We start from the raw sequence: 17,844 nt of genomic DNA on the forward strand, positions 1-17,844 counted from the left end.
GGCACGCCTCCGGCGGGGACGCACACGCGCTCCGGGGCCGCAAGAGTGCCGAACCGGCCGAGATCCCGCATCCGGTTCGTATCCGGAACACCCGTCCGGTTAGGCTCGGGGCATGCATGCCTGGCCCGCTTCTGAGGTCCCCGCCCTTCCCGGCAAGGGCCGCGACCTCCGGATCCACGACACCGCGACCGGCGGACGAGTCACCCTCGCCCCCGGCCCCGTCGCCCGTCTCTACGTCTGCGGCATCACCCCGTACGACGCGACCCACATGGGTCACGCGGCGACCTACAACGCGTTCGACCTCGTCCAGCGCGTGTGGCTCGACACCAAGCGGCAGGTGCACTACGTCCAGAACGTGACGGACGTGGACGACCCGCTCCTGGAGCGCGCGATCCGCGACGGCGTGGACTGGACCGGCCTCGCCGAGCGCGAGACCGCCCTCTTCCGCGAGGACATGACCGCCCTGCGGATGCTGCCCCCCCGCCACTACATCGGCGCCGTCGAGGCCATACCGGGCATCGTCCCGCTCGTCGAGCGCCTGCGGGACGCCGGCGCCGCCTACGAGCTGGAGGGCGACGTCTACTTCTCCGTCGACGCCGACCCGCACTTCGGCCGGGTCTCGAACTACGACAGCGCGCTGATGCGCCACCTCTCCGCCGAGCGCGGCGGCGACCCCGAGCGCCCCGGCAAGAAGAACCCGCTCGACCCGATGCTCTGGATGGCGGCCCGCGAGGGCGAGCCCAGCTGGGACGGCGGCAGCCTCGGCCCCGGCCGCCCCGGCTGGCACATCGAGTGCGTCGCCATCGCCCTCGACCACCTCGGCATGGGCTTCGACGTGCAGGGCGGCGGGTCCGACCTGATCTTCCCGCACCACGAGATGGGCGCCTCCCACGCCCAGACCCTCACCGGCGAGTACCCGATGGCCAAGGCGTACGTCCACGCCGGCATGGTCGCCCTCGACGGCGAGAAGATGTCCAAGTCCAGGGGGAACCTGGTCTTCGTCTCGAAGCTGCGCCGCGACGGCGTCGACCCGGCCGCCATCCGGCTCGCGCTCCTCTCCCACCACTACCGCGCCGACTGGGAGTGGACCGACCAGGTCCTCCGGGACGCCGTGGACCGCCTCGGCCGCTGGCGCGCCGCCGTCTCCCGCCCCGACGGGCCGTCCGCCGACGCCCTCGTGGAGGAGCTGCGCGACGCCCTCGCCGACGATCTCGACACGCCCGCCGCGCTCGCCGCGGTCGACCGCTGGGCCGCACTCCAGACGGCCGGGGGCGGCACCGACGAATCCGCCCCCGGACTCGTCTCCCGCGCCGTCGACGCGCTCCTGGGCGTCGCCCTGTAAGGCGCGCCGTCGCTCAACTCCGTTTTGTGCAACCGCCCTTGGACTTCCGTGCGAAGTCCGGGGGCGGTTCCCTTTTGTCCTGTCGCGATGCTCGAACATGCGCTAAAGAAGCTCCATGCAATCATCAATGCGCATGAGAGCTGCGGTCGCCGGTGCACTGTTCGGGTTGCTCGCCGCCTTCGCGGGACCCGGCACCACCGCCACGGCCGCCCCCGCTCCCCCCACCGAGAGCGCCGAGAGCGCCGACACCACCGTCGGCGACGTCACCGGCTTCACCGCCGAAGGAGCCGTCTACCTGCTGACCGCCGGCCGGGCCCGTGCCCGCGTCAGCTTCGTCACCGCCGACACCTTCCGCATCGAACTCGCCCCCGACGGCACGTTCACCGACCCCACCGGCACCGACATCACCCTGCCCCAGGGCCCGCCCCCGGCCACCCGCTGGCGCGACCTGGGCGACCGGTACGAACTGAGCAGCGACCGGGTCACCCTGCGCGCCTACAAGGCGCCGCTCCGCTTCGCCGCCGTGCGCGCCGACGGCACCCCGCTCTGGTCCGAGACCCGGGGCCTCACCTGGAACCAGGACCGCACCGTCCAGACCCTCGCCCGGGGCGCCGCGGAGCAGTTCTACGGCGCCGGCATGCAGAACGGCCGCGGCAACACCTCCCACCGCGACAAGACCGTCGAGGTCGCCGTCGACTACAACTGGAACGACGGCGGCCACCCCAACTCCGTCCCGTTCTACCTCTCCACCGCCGGCTACGGCGTCTACCGCAACACCTACGCCCCCAACACCTACGCCTTCACCGAGCCCGTCACCACCAGCGCGAAGGAACGGCGCTTCGACGCCTACTACTTCGCCGGCACCGGCCGCGACGCCGCCAAGGACGTCATCGGCCAGTACACCCGGCTCACCGGCAAGCCCTTCATGCCCCCCGTGTACGGCCTGGAGATCGGCGACGCCGACTGCTACCTGCACAACGCCAACCGGGGCGAGCGCCACACCCTCGACGCCCTGAAGGTCGCCGACGGCTACGTCGAGAACGACATGCCCAACGGCTGGATGCTCGTCAACGACGGCTACGGCTGCGGCTACGAGAACCTCGCGGAGACCGCCGCCGGGCTCAAGGAGCGGGACATGCAGCTCGGCCTGTGGACCGAGGACGGCATCGACCGCCTCGGCGAGCAGGTCAGGGCCGGCCAGCGGGTCGCCAAGCTCGACGTCGCCTGGGTCGGCGAGGGCTACAAGTTCGCCCTCGACGGCTGCAAGGACGCCCACGCGGGCATCGAGGCCCACAGCGACGCCCGCGGCTTCACCTGGGCCCCCGAGAGCTGGGCCGGCGCCCAGCGCTGCGGCGTCCAGTGGTCCGGCGACCAGTCCGGCAGCTGGGAGTACATCCGCTGGCAGATACCGACCTACGCGGGCGCGTCCATGTCCGGACTCGCCTACACCACCGGCGACGTCGACGGCATCTTCGGCGGCAGCGCCAAGACGTACACCCGTGACCTCCAGTGGAAGACCTTCCTGCCCGTCACCATGACCATGGACGGCTGGGCGGCCCAGGACAAGCAGCCCTTCCGCTACGGCGAGCCCTACACCAGCGTCAACCGCGCCTCCCTCAAGCTCCACGAGGCCCTGCTCCCGTACATCTACAGCCACGCCCACCGGGCCACGAAGACCGGCGTCGGCCTCGCCAGGCCGCTCGCCCTGGAGTACCCGGACGACCCGAGGGCCGCGACCGAGGCCGCGAAGTACGAGTTCCTCAGCGGCGAGGACTTCCTGGTCGCCCCCGTCTACCAGGACGCGGTGGAGCGCGACGGCATCTACCTCCCCGAGGGCACCTGGATCGACTACTGGAGCGGACGCGTCCACCAGGGGCCCGTCACCCTCGACGACTACAGTGCCCCGCTCGACACGCTGCCCCTCTTCGTCCGCGCCGGGGCGGCCGTCCCCATGTGGCCCGGCGGCATCCGCTCGTACAAGGACCGCGCCCCCGGCGACCCGATCGCCTGGGACGTCTACCCCGAGGGCAGCTCCTCCTTCGAGCTGTACGAGGACGACGGCGTCACCCGCGAGCACCGCTCCGGCCGCTACGCCACCCAGCTCGCCGAGGTCCGCGCCCCGAAGGCCGGCCCCGGTGACGTCTCCGTGCGCGTCGGTCCCAGCAAGGGCGCGTACACCGGCAAGCCGGCCGCCCGGCCGTACGCCTTCACCGTCCACACCGGCGACGCGCCCGGCGCCGTCCGGCTCGACGGGACCAAACTGCCCGCCCTCACCTCCCGCGCCGCCTTCGACGCCGCCTCCCAGGGCTGGTGGTACGACCGCGACGAGCGCGGGGGAGTGGTCCGGGTCAAGACGGCGGCCCTGCGCACCGACCGCGGCTTCGAGGTGCTCCTGACGGACACCAGCGCGGTCGGCGGCGCCGTACGGAACGCCTCCGCCACCGTCACCGCCCCCCTCGGGCAGGAACTCGGCGCGGGCGTGCCCGGCACCGTCGCCGTGGACGTCACCGCGGGCGGCCGGGACGCCACGGACGTACGGGTCTCCGTGGCGGCCCCGGAGGGCTGGCAGGTCACCCCGGCCGCCCCGATCGCCCGCGTCCCGGCCGGCACCACCCGCCGGGTCGAGGTCGCCGTCACCCCGGCGGCCGGCGCGCCGGCCGGCGAGGCCACCCTCACGGCGACGGTCCGCCACCGCGCCGCGGGCACCGACCGCACCGCCGTCCAGCGGTTCGCGGTCGGCGTGATGCCCCCGCCGCCGGCCGGCGACGCCTGGGCGAGCGACCTCGTGTGGCTGCGCTCGGCCAACGGCTGGGGACCGCCCGAACGCGACCGCTCCAACGGCGAGTCCGGCGCGGCCGACGGCCGGACCCTCACCCTGGCCGGAAAGACCTACGAGAAGGGGATCGGCGCCCACGCCGACTCCGACGTCGAGGTCTACCTGGGCGGCCGCTGCACCGCCTTCACCGCCGACGTGGGCATCGACGACGAGATCGACGGCTACGGCGAGGTGGCCTTCTCCGTCGAGGCGGACGGCAAGGTCCTGTGGACCTCGCCCCGGCTCACCGGCGCCTCCGCGACGCTGCCCGTGAACGTCGACGTGACCGGAGCCCGGCACGTCCGGCTGAGGATCACCGACACCAACGGGTCGAAGAGCGGCGACCACGGCGACTGGGCGGCGGCCCGGTTCGGCTGCGCCTGACGCCCGGCGCGCGGAAGGGGCACCCGTTCCCGGGTGCCCCTTCCGCGGCGCTCACCGTCCGTCACGCACCGGAGCCGCCGTCCGGGCCCTCGCCGGACGGACCGTCGTCCCGGGCACCGCCCGGAGCCTCATCGCCCGGGGCCTCACCGGCGGGAGTCCCACGGTCCGGAGTCCCACCGGCCGCCTCCTCGCCGTCCGCCCCGGAACCGGCGGCCTCCGGACGCGTTCCCGGCCCGCCGTCCGCACCGGCCCCGGCGTCCGGCGCCGCACCGGTTCCCGGCTCCGCGTCCCGCGCCGGCTCGTGCCCGGCCCTCTCCGGCTTCGGCGGACGCGGCCGGCCGCTCCCGGGGTCCCGCAGGAACGGCGAGTCCCCGCCGTCGGTCGCCAGCCCGGGCCCGGAACCCGGCCCCGCGCCGGGCTCACGCCGCCGCAGGTACCGCTCGAACTCGCGGGCGATCGCCTCGCCGGACGCCTCGGGGAGTTCCGCGGTGTCCCGCGCCTCCTCCAGCGTCTGCACGTACTCGGCGACCTCGCTGTCCTCGGCCGCCAGCTGGTCCACGCCGAGCTGCCAGGCCCGCGCGTCCTCGGGCAGCTCGCCCAGCGGGACGCGCAGCCCGATCAGGTCCTCCAGGCGGTTGAGCAGGGCGAGCGTCGCCTTCGGGTTCGGCGGCTGCGACACGTAGTGCGGCACCGCCGCCCACAGGCTCACCGCGGGCACGCCCGCGTGCGTGCACGCCTCCTGGAGGATGCCCACGATGCCCGTGGGGCCCTCGTACCGGGTCTCCTCCAGGTCCATCGTGCGCGCCAGGTCCGGGTCGGAGGTCACGCCGCTGACCGGGACCGGCCGGGTGTGCGGGGTGTCCCCGAGCAGCGCGCCCAGGATCACCACCATCTCCACGCCCACCTCGTGCGCGACGGCGAGCAGCTCGTTGCAGAAGGAGCGCCAGCGCATGGAGGGTTCGATGCCGCGCACGAGGACCAGGTCGCGGGGCTTGTCACCGCCGACGCGGACCACCGAGAGCCGGGTCGTCGGCCAGGTGATCTTCCGTACGCCGTTGTCCAGGAAAACCGTGGGCCGGTTGACCTGGAAGTCGTAGTAGTCCTCGGCGTCGAGCGCCGCGAACACCTCGCCCTTCCACTCCCGGTCCAGATGGGCGACCGCGGTGGAGGCCGCGTCCCCGGCGTCGTTCCAGCCCTCGAACGCGGCCACCATGACCGGGTCGATCAGCTCGGGCACCCCCTCGAGCTCGATCACCCAGCGCCTCCTTCTCGAAGTTCCTGTCGTACGGACCAACCTTACGGCTTTCCGGTGGCCCGTCCGCAGCCCCCGGACACCTCCGAAAACCCGTGCGGCCTCGATCGACTACCCAGGAACGGACCTCCGCACACGAGGGCGCCGCGCCTCCCGGAGCGCGCCCGGGGCCCTCCCCGGCACCGCCGGAACGGTCCCCGGCGAAGCGCCGGCCGCCCCCGGAACGCCGGAGGGGCGACCCTCCCGGAGGAGGGCCGCCCCCGAACCGCCCCCCGGGGGCGAGGAGTCACTTCCGCAGCATCGACTCGACCTCGGAGCGGATCTCGTCCGTCGCCAGACCCCGGATGGTCAGCGTCGTACGGCGGCGCAGCACGTCGTCCGCCGTCTCGGCCCACTCGTGGTCGCGGGCGTAGGCGACCTGCGCCCAGATCTCCGGCGCGTCCGGGTGGATGCGGCGGGCCAGCTCCGGGTTCTCGTTCGCCATGCGGGCGATCTCGAAGGAGAGCGAACCGTAGTGCGTCGCCAGGTGCTTGGCGGTGTCGGCGGCCATCCGGGGACCGGGCGCCGGACCGTCGACGAGCAGCCGGTGGGCGACCGCGTTCGGGTTGGCGATGCCGGGCAGCGGCAGCCGCTTCGGCAGCGCGGACACCGGCTCGTAGTCCTCGCCGAGCGGGTGGCCCGGCAGCTGCTCCAGCTTCCTCATCACCGTGCGGCCGATGTGGCGGAAGGTCGTCCACTTGCCGCCGGCCACCGACAGCATGCCGCCCCGGCCCTCGGTCACGACCGTCTCGCGCTTGGCCTTGGAGGTGTCGCCGGGCCCGCCGGGCAGCACCCGCAGACCGGCGAAGGAGTACGTGATGAGGTCGCGCGAGAGCTGCTGGTCGCGGATGGAGAAGGCGGCCTCGTCCAGGATCTGGGCGGTGTCCTTCTCGGTGACCTCGACCTGGCCGGGGTCGCCCTCGTACTCCTCGTCGGTGGTGCCGAGGAGCAGCATGTCCTCCCAGGGGAGGGCGAAGGTGATGCGGTACTTGTCGATCGGGGTGGCCAGCGCGGCCCTCCACGGCGAGGTCCGCCTGAGGACCAGGTGCGCGCCCTTGGAGAGGCGGATGGAGGGCGCCGCGTTCGGGTCCTCCATCTTCCGCAGGTGGTCGACCCAGGGGCCGGTGGCGTTCAGCACGAGACGGGCGTCCACGCCGAACTCGTCGCCGGTGGTGCGGTCCCTCAGCTCCGCGCCGGTGACCCGGCCGCGGGTGAAGCGCAGGCCGGTGACCTCGGCGTGGTTGAGAACGGTGGCGCCGGCGTCGACGGCGGCACGGACCGTCATCAGCGCCATGCGGGCGTCGTTCATCTGGTCGTCGCCGTACACGGCCACGGCCTTCAGGTTGTCGGTCCGCAGCTCCGGCACGTCCTGCGCCGCCTTGGCGGGGGAGAGCAGGTGCCCGACGCCGTCGCCGAACGCCGAGAGCGCGGAGTACGCGAAGACGCCGGCGCCCAGCTTGGCCGCGCCGTGCGGGCCGCCCTTGTAGACGGGCAGGTAGAAGGTGAGCGGATTGGCGAGGTGCGGGGCCACCTGGCGGGAGACCGCGCGCCGCTCGAAGTGGTTCTCCGCCACCAGCCTCACCGCGCCGGTCTGCAGGTAGCGCAGGCCGCCGTGGAGCAGCTTGGAGGAGGCGGAGGAGGTGGCGCCGGCGAAGTCGCCGGCGTCCACCAGGGCCACCCGCAGACCCGACTGCGCGGCGTGCCAGGCGGTGGAGATGCCCAGGATGCCGCCGCCTATCACCAGGAGGTCGTACGTCGCCTTGGAGAGCTGCTCCCGGGTCTCGGCGCGGCTCGGCAGGGAACCGGCGGCCGGGTGCGTCCCCAGGGCGGGGACGCTCTGCAGGGTGGTCATCGTGAATTACTCCTCGTCACTTCTCGTCCGATTCGAGCCAGCCCATGGAGCGCTGCACGGCCTTGAGCCAGTTCTTGTACTCGCTGTCGCGCTTGTCCGCGTCCATGCGAGGGGTCCATTCGGCGGCCCGGCGCCAGTTGGCGCGCAGGGCGTCGGTGTCCGGCCAGAAGCCGACGGCGAGGCCGGCGGCGTAGGCGGCGCCGAGGCAGGTGGTCTCGGCGACCATGGGGCGCACGACGGGCGCGTCCACGAAGTCGGAGAGGGTCTGCATCAGCAGGTTGTTGGAGGTCATGCCGCCGTCGACCTTGAGGGAGGTCAGTTCCACGCCGGAGTCCTTGACCATGGCGTCGGCGATCTCGCGGGTCTGCCAGGCGGTGGCCTCCAGCACGGCACGGGCGATGTGCGCCTTGGTGACGTAGCGGGTGAGGCCGGTGATGACGCCGCGGGCGTCGGAACGCCAGTACGGGGCGAACAGGCCGGAGAACGCGGGGACGAAGTAGGCGCCGCCGTTGTCCTCGACGGAGGAGGCCAGGGTCTCGATCTCCGCCGCGGACTTGATCAGGCCCATCTGGTCGCGCATCCACTGCACCAGGGAGCCGGTCACGGCGATCGAGCCCTCCAGGGCGTAGACCGGCTTCTCGTCGCCGATCCGGTAGCCGACCGTGGTCAGCAGGCCGCTGTAGGAGTTGATCGCCTTGTCACCGGTGTTGATCAGCATGAAGGTGCCGGTGCCGTACGTCGACTTGGCCTCGCCCTCGGCGAAACACGTCTGGCCGAACAGGGCGGCCTGCTGGTCGCCGAGCGCGGAGGCGACCGGGACGCCGTCGAGGACGCCGCCCTTGACCGTGCCGTACACCTCGGCGGAGGAGCGGATCTCCGGCAGCACGGCGGCCGGGACGTCCATCGAGTGCAGGATGCGCTGGTCCCACGCCATCTCGTGGAGGTTCATCAGCAGGGTGCGCGAGGCGTTGGTGACGTCGGTGACGTGCACGCCGCCGTCCACGCCGCCGGTCAGGTTCCAGATGACCCAGGAGTCCATGGTGCCGAAGAGGATGTCGCCGCGCTCGGCGCGCTCGCGCAGCCCCTCGACGTTGTCGAGCAGCCAGCGGACCTTCGGGCCGGAGAAGTACGAGGCGAGCGGGAGACCGGTCTCCCGGCGGAAGCGGTCCTGGCCGACGTTGCGGCCCAGCTCCTTGCAGAGGGCGTCGGTGCGGGTGTCCTGCCAGACGAGGGCGTTGTGGACGGGCTCGCCGGTGTGCCTGTCCCACAGCAGCGTGGTCTCGCGCTGGTTGGTGATGCCGATGGCCTTGACGTCGGCGGCGGTGATCCCCGCCTTCTCCAGGGCGCCGGCGACGACCTCCTGGACGTTGGTCCAGATCTCGGCGGCGTCGTGCTCGACCCAGCCGGGCTTCGGGAAGATCTGCTCGTGCTCCTTCTGGTCGACCGAGACGATCCGGCCGTCCTTGTCGAAGACGATGCAGCGGGAGGAGGTGGTGCCCTGGTCGATGGCGGCGATGAACGGGCCGGAGGTGTGGGCGTCGGTCACGGTGTGCTCCAAGGGAAGTCTGGAAGAAGGACGGCTCAGGCGAACGCGATGGTGTGGATACCCGCGGCGAGGGCGCCGCCGATCAGCGGACCGGCGACCGGAATCCAGGCGTAGCCCCAGTCGGAGCCGCCCTTGTTCGGCAGCGGGAGCAGGGCGTGCACGATGCGCGGGCCGAGGTCGCGGGCCGGGTTGATGGCGTAACCGGTCGGGCCGCCGAGCGAGAGGCCGATCGAGACCACGACGAGGGCGGTGATCAGGCCGCCCAGGGTGCCGAGGCCCTTGCCGCTGTCGTTGAGGCCCTGGGTGAGCACGGCGAGGACCAGCACGGCGGTGCCGATGATCTCGGTGGCCAGGTTCTGCCAGGTGTTGCGGATCTCGGGGCCCGTGGAGAAGACGCCGAGCACCGGGCCGGGGCCCTCGATCGGCTCCTCGCCGATGGTCTCCGGGTCCGTGAGGTGGGCCAGGAACTGGCCGTAGTAGGCCACCCAGACCAGCGCCGCGCCGATCATCGCGCCGAGCAGCTGGCCGGCGAAGTAGACGGGGACGTTGCCCCACTCCCCGTCCTTGAGCGCGATTCCGACCGTGACGGCGGGGTTCAGATGGGCTCCCGAGAGGGAAGCCGTCATGTAGACCGCCGTCAGGACGGCGAAGCCCCACCCGAAGGTGATCGCGAGCCAGCCCGCGCCGCGGGCCTTGGAGCTCTTGAGCGTGACGGCGGCGCACACACCGCCGCCGAGCAGAATGAGTACGGCGGTACCGATGGTCTCGCCGAGGAAGATGTCGGAGCTGGACACCCGCGACTCCTTTGTCCTTCGTCCAGGGGAAGGCGAACCCCGGTTTCCTCCGGTGTCCGCGCCCTCGTGTGAGGGCGTTGCCGGCCCTGAGCACTGCACCACCCTAACGCGCATTTCCGTTAAGTGTTCGACAATGCCGACCGGTGAACGGAAGTTTTGCCCCGGCGCAACAGCACGTCAAGGGCCTGGGAAGGGGAAAACCCGCCGATGACGGGATCGTTATCGGCGGGTCGGGCGGAGTCGTACGGACGGACGCGGCCGTACGGGGGCGTCGCGGGGCGGGCTCCGGAACGGCAGGTTCCCCCGGGCGTTCCCGGCCGTTCCCGGCCGGCGCGCCCGCCGGGGCGGTCAGCCCGGGCGGGGTCTCAGAAGCGGCCGGCCCCCAGGTCCCGGGAGACCGCGCGGGCGCAGTCCCGCACCGCCGCCACCAGCTCCGGGCGCAGCTCGCCGTCCGGGCAGAGCCGCTCCACGGCGCCCGTCACCGCCACCGCCCCCACCGGCATCCGCCGCCGGTCGTGGATGGGCGCCGCGACCGACGCCACGCCCTCCCAGGTCTCCTCCACGTCCGCCGCCCAGCCCCGGGCCCGCACCGTGTCGAGCAGCGTCTCGAAGTCCCCGAGCGCCGTGGTCGTCCGCGGCGTGAGCGCCTCCCGCTCGGCCTCGACCACCTCGCTGTGCGCCACCGGGTCGTACGCCGAGAGGACCTTGCCCAGGGCCGTGGAGTGCAGCGGCTGCATGGCCCCCACCTCCAGGACCTGGCGGCTGTCGTCCGGCCGGAAGACGTGGTGCACGATCAGCACGCCCCGCTGGTGCAGCACCCCCAGGTGCACGCTCTCGCCGCTGGACCGGGCCAGGTCGTCCGTCCAGACCAGGGCCCGCGCCCGCAGCTCGTGCACGTCCAGGTAGCTGTTGCCCAGGCGCAGCAGCTCCGCGCCCAGCTGGTAGCGGCCCGAGGCCGCCTCCTGTTCCACGAAGCCCTCCGCCTGGAGGGTGCGCAGGATGCCGTGGGCCGTTCCCTTGGCGAGTCCGAGCGAGGACGCGATGTCCGACAGGCCGAGCCGGCGCTCACCGCCCGCGAGCAGCCGCAGTACGGCCGCCGCCCTCTCCAGCGACTGGATGTTCTTCGCCATCGCCCGGCCCCTCATCCCTCTCACGCTGTTCGACAATGCTGAACACTATCGGCCGATGCCGACCTTGCGTCACATCAGACAGTGTGGGTCAAGGAGGGGCAGGACCGGGAGTCCCCGCACACAGGATGCCGTCCGCCCCGTGGGACGCCGTGTCCACCCCGGGCGGTGCGCGGTTACGCTGGCCCCGTGCGTCCTCCCCCGAGGGCGCAAAGCCGACAGCCGTCGCATCCCAGGGAGATCATCCATGGCCTCGTTGCCGTCCCCTTCCGCCGACAGCCGGAACCGTGCCGCCGCCCTCCGCGAAGCCCTCGCGACCCGGGTGGTGGTCGCCGACGGGGCCATGGGCACCATGCTCCAGGCCCAGGACCCCACCCTCGAGGACTTCCAGGACCTCGAGGGCTGCAACGAGATCCTGAACATCACCCGGCCCGACATCGTCGCCTCCGTGCACCGCGCGTACTTCGAAGCGGGCGTGGACTGCGTGGAGACGAACACCTTCGGCTCCAACCACTCCGCCGCGGGCGAGTACGACATCGCGGACCGGATCTTCGAGCACTCCGAGGCGGGCGCCCGGATCGCCCGCGGGGTCGCCGACGAGTTCACCGCCGGGGACGGCCGCCAGCGCTGGGTGCTGGGCTCGATCGGCCCCGGCACCAAGCTGCCGTCGCTCGGCCACATCGCGTACGACGTGCTCCGCGACGGCTACCAGCGGAACGCCGAGGGCCTGCTGGCCGGCGGCGCCGACGCCCTGATCGTGGAGACGACCCAGGACCTCCTGCAGACCAAGGCGAGCCTGATCGGCGCGCGGCGCGCGATGGACGCCCTGGGCCTGGACGTCCCCCTGATCTGTTCGCTCGCCTTCGAGACCACGGGCGTGATGCTGCTCGGCTCGGAGATCGGGGCGGCCCTGACGGCCCTGGAGCCGCTGGGCATCGACCTGATCGGCCTGAACTGCTCCACCGGCCCGGCCGAGATGAACGAGCACCTGCGCTACCTCGCCCGGCACTCGCGCACGCCGCTGATGTGCATGCCGAACGCGGGCCTGCCCGTGCTGACCAAGGACGGCGCGTACTTCCCGCTGACGCCGCCCGAGATGGCCGACGCGCAGGAGCACTTCGTCCGCGACTACGGCCTGTCCCTGGTGGGCGGCTGCTGCGGCTCGACCCCCGAGCACCTGCGGCAGGTCGTGGAGCGGGTGCGCGGCCTCACGCCCGCCGTCCGCGACCCGCGCCCGGAGCCCGGCGCGGCCTCGCTGTACCAGACGGTGCCGTTCCGCCAGGACGTCTCCTACATGGCGATCGGGGAGCGGACGAACGCCAACGGGTCGAAGAAGTTCCGCGAGGCCATGCTGGAGGGCCGCTGGGACGACTGCGTGGAGATGGCCCGGGACCAGATCCGCGAGGGCGCGCACATGCTGGACCTGTGCGTGGACTACGTGGGCCGGGACGGCGTGGCGGACATGGCGGAGCTGGCCGGCCGCTTCGCCACGGCCTCCACGCTGCCGATCGTCCTCGACTCCACCGAGGTGGACGTCCTGCGGGCGGGCCTGGAGAAGCTCGGCGGCCGGGCGGTCATCAACTCGGTCAACTACGAGGACGGCGACGGACCGGAGTCGCGGTTCGCGAAGGTCACCCGTCTGGCCCAGGAGCACGGCGCCGCGCTGATCGCGCTCACCATCGACGAGCAGGGCCAGGCCCGCACCGCCGAGCACAAGGTCGCCATCGCGGAGCGGCTGATCGAGGACCTGACCGGCAACTGGGGCATCCACGAGTCGGACATCCTCATCGACACCCTGACCTTCACGATCTGCACGGGGCAGGAGGAGTCGCGCAAGGACGGCATCGCCACGATCGAGGCGATCCGCGAGCTGAAGCGCCGCCACCCGGACGTGCAGACCACCCTGGGACTGTCGAACATCTCCTTCGGCCTCAACCCGGCGGCCCGTGTCCTGCTCAACTCGGTCTTCCTGGACGAGTGCGTGAAGGCCGGCCTGGACTCCGCGATCGTGCACGCGTCGAAGATCCTGCCCATCGCCCGCTTCGACGAGGAGCAGGTCACCACCGCCCTCGACCTGATCTACGACCGGCGCTCCGAGGGCTACGACCCGCTGCAGAAGCTGATGGCGCTCTTCGAGGGCGCCACCACCAAGTCCCTCAAGGCCGGCAAGGCGGAGGAACTGCTCGCGCTGCCCCTGGACGAGCGGCTGAAGCGGCGGATCGTCGACGGCGAGAAGAACGGCCTGGAAGCCGACCTGGACGAGGCCCTGGCCTCCCGCCCGGCGCTCGACATCGTCAACGAGACCCTGCTCGACGGCATGAAGGTGGTCGGCGAGCTGTTCGGGTCCGGACAGATGCAGCTGCCGTTCGTGCTCCAGTCCGCCGAGGTGATGAAGACCGCCGTGGCCCACCTCGAACCGCACATGGAGAAGTCGGACGCCGAGGGCAAGGGCACGATCGTCCTGGCGACCGTGCGCGGCGACGTCCACGACATCGGCAAGAACCTCGTGGACATCATCCTGTCCAACAACGGCTACAACGTCGTCAACATCGGCATCAAGCAGCCCGTCTCCGCGATCCTGGAGGCCGCCGAGGAACACAGGGCCGACGTGATCGGCATGTCGGGCCTCCTGGTGAAGTCCACGGTGATCATGAAGGAGAACCTGGAGGAGCTGAACGGCCGGGGCCTGGCCGCCAAGTATCCCGTGATCCTCGGTGGCGCGGCCCTGACCAGGGCCTACGTCGAGCAGGACCTCCACGAGATCTACCAGGGCGAGGTCCGCTACGCCCGCGACGCCTTCGAGGGCCTGCGCCTCATGGACGCCCTCGTCGGCATCAAGCGCGGCGTCCCCGGCGCCGCCCTCCCCGAACTCAAGCAGCGCCGGGTGGCCAGGCGGGACGCGGCCGCGCTCCAGGTCGAGGAGCCGGAGCCGGGCGGCCGGTCCGACGTCGCCACCGACAACCCGGTGCCGGTCCCGCCGTTCCGGGGCACCCGGGTCGTCAAGGGCATCCCGCTGAAGGACTACGCGTCCTGGCTCGACGAGGACGCCCTCTTCAAGGGCCAGTGGGGTCTCAGGCAGAACAGGACCGGCGACGGGCCCTCGTACGAGGAACTGGTCGAGAGCGAGGGCCGGCCCCGGCTGCGCGGCTGGCTGGAGCGCCTCCACACCGAGAACCTGCTGGAGGCGGCCGTCGTGCACGGCCACTTCCCGTGCGTCTCCAAGGGCGACGACCTGATCATCCTGGACGACGACGGCAACGAGCGCACCCGCTTCTCCTTCCCCCGCCAGCGCCGGGGCCGCCGCCTCTGCCTGGCGGACTTCTTCCGCCCGGAGGAGTCCGGCGAGACCGACGTCGTCGGACTCCAGGTCGTCACCGTCGGCTCGAAGATCGGCGAGGCCACGGCCAGGCTCTTCGAGTCCGACTCCTACCGCGACTACCTCGAACTCCACGGCCTGTCCGTGCAGCTCGCCGAAGCCCTCGCCGAGTACTGGCACGCCCGCGTCCGCGCGGAATGGGGCATCGCGGGCTCCGACCCCGCCTCCATGGCCGGCATGTTCCGCACGGAGTACCAGGGCTGCCGCTACTCCCTGGGCTACCCGGCCTGCCCCGACCTGGAGGACCGCGCCAAGATCGCGGACCTGCTGAAGCCGGAGCGCATCGGCGTCCACCTCTCCGAGGAGTTCCAGCTCCACCCCGAGCAGTCCACCGACGCCATCGTCCTCCACCACCCCGAGGCGAACTACTTCAACGCACGGTGACCGCGGCGGCGTGCATCGCCGTGTTTCCCGTGACCGGGACGTACACTTGTCCGTCCAGCGCAGGCCGGTCCCCCTCCCCGCCCGGGAGGGGGACCGGCCTTCTCGTCCCTCCCTGGAGGTGTCCGGATGACCAGTACGGTCCCCGCGTCCCCGTTCCGTACGAACGGCAGCTCCGCCCTGCAGGCGGTCTTCCTCGACATGGACGGGACCCTCGTCGACACCGAGGGCTTCTGGTGGGACGCGGAGGTGGAGGCCTTCGCCGACCTCGGGCACCGCCTCGACGAGTCCTGGCGGGACGTGGTGGTCGGCGGCCCGATGACCCGCAGCGCCGGCTACCTCATCGAGTCCACCGGCGCCGACATCACCCTCGCCGAGCTGACCGTCCTCCTCAACGAGAAGTTCGAGCAGCGCATCGCGCGGGGCGTCCCGCTCATGCCGGGCGCCGAGCGGCTGCTCGCCGAACTGGCCCGGCACTCCATCCCCACCGCGCTGGTCTCCGCCTCGCACCGCCGGATCATCGACCGGGTCCTCGCCTCGCTCGGCCCCGACCGCTTCGCCCTCACGGTCGCGGGGGACGAGGTCGTACGGACCAAGCCGCACCCCGAGCCGTACCTGGCCGCCGCCCGGGGGGTGGGGGTGGACCCCGCGCTCTGCGCCGTCGTCGAGGACACGGCGACCGGTGTCGCGGCCGCGGAGGCGGCGGGCTGCCGGGTCGTCGCGGTGCCCTCCGTCGCCCCGATCGCGCCCTCCCCGGGCCGGGTCGTCGTGCGCTCGCTCGAAGAGGTCGACGTGCCTTTTCTCCGCACCCTGATCACCGGGATCTGAGCTTTCGCCGAGCTTCCCGGAGAGAATGCGCTTTCCCGCCGCCGTCCCTTCCGGCTCTCCGCGGGAAAACGATCAGGCCATTTGCCGAAAAGGATTCCGCGTGACCTTGGTCACCCAGAGTGCCCGACGGCAGATGGCCCGTTCTCGTTCACTGTCCGGAATGATCCGGCTTCGGTGTGGTCGTATGCCCGTTTCGCTCGCGATCGCCCCCATCGTCCTGCGCATGACTATGGAGCGAACCGCATTCATGATCACTGTGCGATTACCCCCGCCGCCCCCCGTGGTCCGGCAATAGCGGCACCGCCCACTAATCTTTCGCGAGTACTTCGCCGCATAACCGCGTGGACCGGCGCACACCCAGACCGCCGTGAACACCGGACCGATCGCACCACCGGCCCGATCGCTCCCGCCCCGACCGGGCGGCGGGCGGCGGAGTGTCCCTGACCGCTGTGACCCAGTGCCGGATGAGGAGATCGTCCCTGATGAACCGCAAGACCCTGGTGCTCCCGGCCGTGGCCGGACTGCTCGCCCCCCTGCTCGCCGCCTGCGGCGGAGCCGAGGAGGACCGGGCCATCGTCGTCGGCACCACGGACCAGTTCATCGCCACCGAGGACGCCCCCGCCCCGCTCGACCCGGCCTACGCCTACGACACCGGCGCGTGGAACATCCTGCGGCAGACCGTCCAGACCCTCCTCCACGTGCCCCGCGGCGGCGGCGAGCCCGTCCCCGAGGCGGCCGAGAGCTGCGGCTTCTCCGACAAGGCCAGCGAGAGCTACCGCTGCACGCTCCGCGCCGGCCTCACCTTCGCCGACGGCACCCCCGTCACCGCCGAGGACGTCAAGTACTCCGTCGAACGCGTCCTGAGGATCAAGTCGGACAACGGAACGGCCGCCCTCCTCGCGAACGTCGACGCCGTCGAGACCCAGGGCACCAACGGGGTCGTCTTCCACCTCAAGACCCCCGACGCCACCTTCCCGTACAAGCTCTCCACCCCGGTCGCCGGCATCCTGAGCAAGGACAAGTACGCCGCCGACAGGCTCCGCGACGGCTTCGACGTCGACGGCTCGGGCCCCTACACCATGAAGGCCGAGCGCGACGGCCGGAAGGTCACCCGCTTCGTCTTCACCAGGAACCCGAACTACAAGGGCGACATCACCCCGCGCAACGACAAGGTCGAACTGCGCCCCTACGCCGACGCGACCACCATGGGCAGGGCCCTTGAGGCCGACGACATCGACATGATGGCGCGCTCCCTGTCGCAGAAGCAGATCAAGAGCCTCACCGAGAACCCGAAGGACGGCATCGAGGTCGTCGAGGTCCCCGGCCTCGAGATCCGCTACCTCGGCTTCAACACCAAGGCCCCCTCCGTCCAGGAGAAGGCCGTGCGCCAGGCGATGGCCGCCGTCGTCGACCGGGGCGCCCTGATCAACCGCGTCTACGGCCCCACCGCCGAGCCGCTCTACTCGCTGATCCCCTCCAGCATCACCGGCCACGCCACCCCCTTCTTCGACGAGTACGGCGAGCCCGACACGGACCGCGCGGCCAGGATCCTCAAGGACGCGGGCGTCAAGACCCCGGTCAAGGTGACCCTGAACTACACCACCGACCACTACGGCGCCGAGACCGCCGAGGAGTTCGAGGCGCTCGGCAAGCAGCTCACCGCCAGCGAACTCTTCGACGCCACCGTCAAGGGCACCGAGTGGTCCACCTTCCGCACCGCCCAGAAGCGAGGCGACTACGCCGTCTACGGGCTCGGCTGGTTCCCCGACTACCCGGACCCGGACAACTACATCGCGCCCTTCCTGGACAGCGACAACTTCCTCAACACCCCCTACGTGAACAAGGTCGTCCGCGACCAGCTGATCCCGCGCTCGCGCCGCCAGGCCGACCGCACCGCCGCCGGCCCGGTCTACGCCCAGATCCAGAAGATCGTCGCCGAGGACGTCCCCGTCCTGCCCCTGTGGCAGGGCAAGCAGTACGTCGCCGCGCGCGACGACATCAACGGGGTCGAGTACGCGCTCAACACCTCCTCCGACCTGCTGCTCTGGGAGCTGGGCCGCGGCACCGCCTGACCCCCCGCCGTCCCGGCCGGCCCCCGGCCGGGACGG

Annotated in this window: 10 protein-coding genes; 5 read left to right on the forward strand and 5 right to left on the reverse strand. The window is 72.0% G+C overall.

All coding sequences use genetic code 11. The features are described from left to right. Positions 1–112: 112 nt before the first annotated feature. Positions 113–1,342 (forward strand): cysteine--1-D-myo-inosityl 2-amino-2-deoxy-alpha-D-glucopyranoside ligase, encoded by a 1,230-nt coding sequence (gene mshC, locus ACZ3IL_RS20045; protein ID WP_467391766.1) that lies wholly within the window; start codon positions 113–115, stop codon positions 1,340–1,342. 115 nt (positions 1,343–1,457) lie between these two features. Further along, positions 1,458–4,541: an NPCBM/NEW2 domain-containing protein gene (locus ACZ3IL_RS20050; RefSeq protein ID WP_467391767.1), complete on the forward strand. Its 3,084-nt coding sequence runs from the start codon at positions 1,458–1,460 to the stop codon at positions 4,539–4,541. 61 nt (positions 4,542–4,602) lie between these two features. On the opposite strand, the gene ACZ3IL_RS20055 is transcribed toward ACZ3IL_RS20050, so the two are convergent. The 5 genes from ACZ3IL_RS20055 to ACZ3IL_RS20075 all read right to left on the reverse strand — a co-directional run bounded on the left by ACZ3IL_RS20055 (position 4,603) and on the right by ACZ3IL_RS20075 (position 11,154). Next, positions 4,603–5,796: a PAC2 family protein gene (locus ACZ3IL_RS20055; protein WP_467391768.1), complete on the reverse strand. Its 1,194-nt coding sequence runs from the start codon at positions 5,794–5,796 to the stop codon at positions 4,603–4,605. A 283-nt stretch (positions 5,797–6,079) separates the two neighbouring features. Further along, complete coding sequence (locus tag ACZ3IL_RS20060) at positions 6,080–7,684, reverse strand: glycerol-3-phosphate dehydrogenase/oxidase (protein WP_467391769.1); 1,605 nt, start codon at positions 7,682–7,684, stop codon at positions 6,080–6,082. Positions 7,685–7,700: 16 nt separating this feature from the next. Then, complete coding sequence (glpK, locus tag ACZ3IL_RS20065) at positions 7,701–9,230, reverse strand: glycerol kinase GlpK (protein WP_467391770.1); 1,530 nt, start codon at positions 9,228–9,230, stop codon at positions 7,701–7,703. A 35-nt stretch (positions 9,231–9,265) separates the two neighbouring features. Next, positions 9,266–10,024, reverse strand: a complete 759-nt coding sequence (locus ACZ3IL_RS20070; protein WP_467391771.1) for an MIP/aquaporin family protein — start codon at positions 10,022–10,024, stop codon at positions 9,266–9,268. Positions 10,025–10,389: 365 nt separating this feature from the next. After that, positions 10,390–11,154, reverse strand: a complete 765-nt coding sequence (locus ACZ3IL_RS20075; protein ID WP_467391772.1) for an IclR family transcriptional regulator — start codon at positions 11,152–11,154, stop codon at positions 10,390–10,392. 244 nt (positions 11,155–11,398) lie between these two features. On the opposite strand from ACZ3IL_RS20075, the gene metH reads away from it, so the two are divergent. From metH to ACZ3IL_RS20090, 3 genes are all read left to right on the forward strand, one after another. Next, the gene (gene metH / locus ACZ3IL_RS20080) at positions 11,399–14,911 is read left to right on the forward strand and encodes a methionine synthase (RefSeq protein WP_467391773.1); all 3,513 of its coding nucleotides are present in this window, start codon (positions 11,399–11,401) and stop codon (positions 14,909–14,911) included. Positions 14,912–15,037: 126 nt separating this feature from the next. After that, the gene (locus ACZ3IL_RS20085) at positions 15,038–15,736 is read left to right on the forward strand and encodes an HAD family hydrolase (RefSeq protein ID WP_467391774.1); all 699 of its coding nucleotides are present in this window, start codon (positions 15,038–15,040) and stop codon (positions 15,734–15,736) included. Positions 15,737–16,218: 482 nt separating this feature from the next. After that, positions 16,219–17,808, forward strand: coding sequence for an ABC transporter substrate-binding protein (locus tag ACZ3IL_RS20090; RefSeq protein ID WP_467391775.1), 1,590 nt, complete (start codon positions 16,219–16,221; stop codon positions 17,806–17,808). The last annotated feature ends 36 nt before the right edge of the window (positions 17,809–17,844 follow it).

This window comes from Streptomyces sp. NPDC014907 (genome assembly GCF_055562975.1).

Coding starts and splice junctions, on each gene's coding strand:
- mshC (WP_467391766.1), top strand. CDS start 113: ATGCATGCCTGGCCCGCTTCTGAGGTCCCCGCCCTTCCCGGCAAGGGC.
- ACZ3IL_RS20090 (WP_467391775.1), top strand. CDS start 16,219: ATGAACCGCAAGACCCTGGTGCTCCCGGCCGTGGCCGGACTGCTCGCC.
- ACZ3IL_RS20050 (WP_467391767.1), top strand. CDS start 1,458: ATGCAATCATCAATGCGCATGAGAGCTGCGGTCGCCGGTGCACTGTTC.
- metH (WP_467391773.1), top strand. CDS start 11,399: ATGGCCTCGTTGCCGTCCCCTTCCGCCGACAGCCGGAACCGTGCCGCC.
- ACZ3IL_RS20075 (WP_467391772.1), bottom strand. CDS start 11,154: ATGGCGAAGAACATCCAGTCGCTGGAGAGGGCGGCGGCCGTACTGCGG.
- ACZ3IL_RS20085 (WP_467391774.1), top strand. CDS start 15,038: ATGACCAGTACGGTCCCCGCGTCCCCGTTCCGTACGAACGGCAGCTCC.
- ACZ3IL_RS20060 (WP_467391769.1), bottom strand. CDS start 7,684: ATGACCACCCTGCAGAGCGTCCCCGCCCTGGGGACGCACCCGGCCGCC.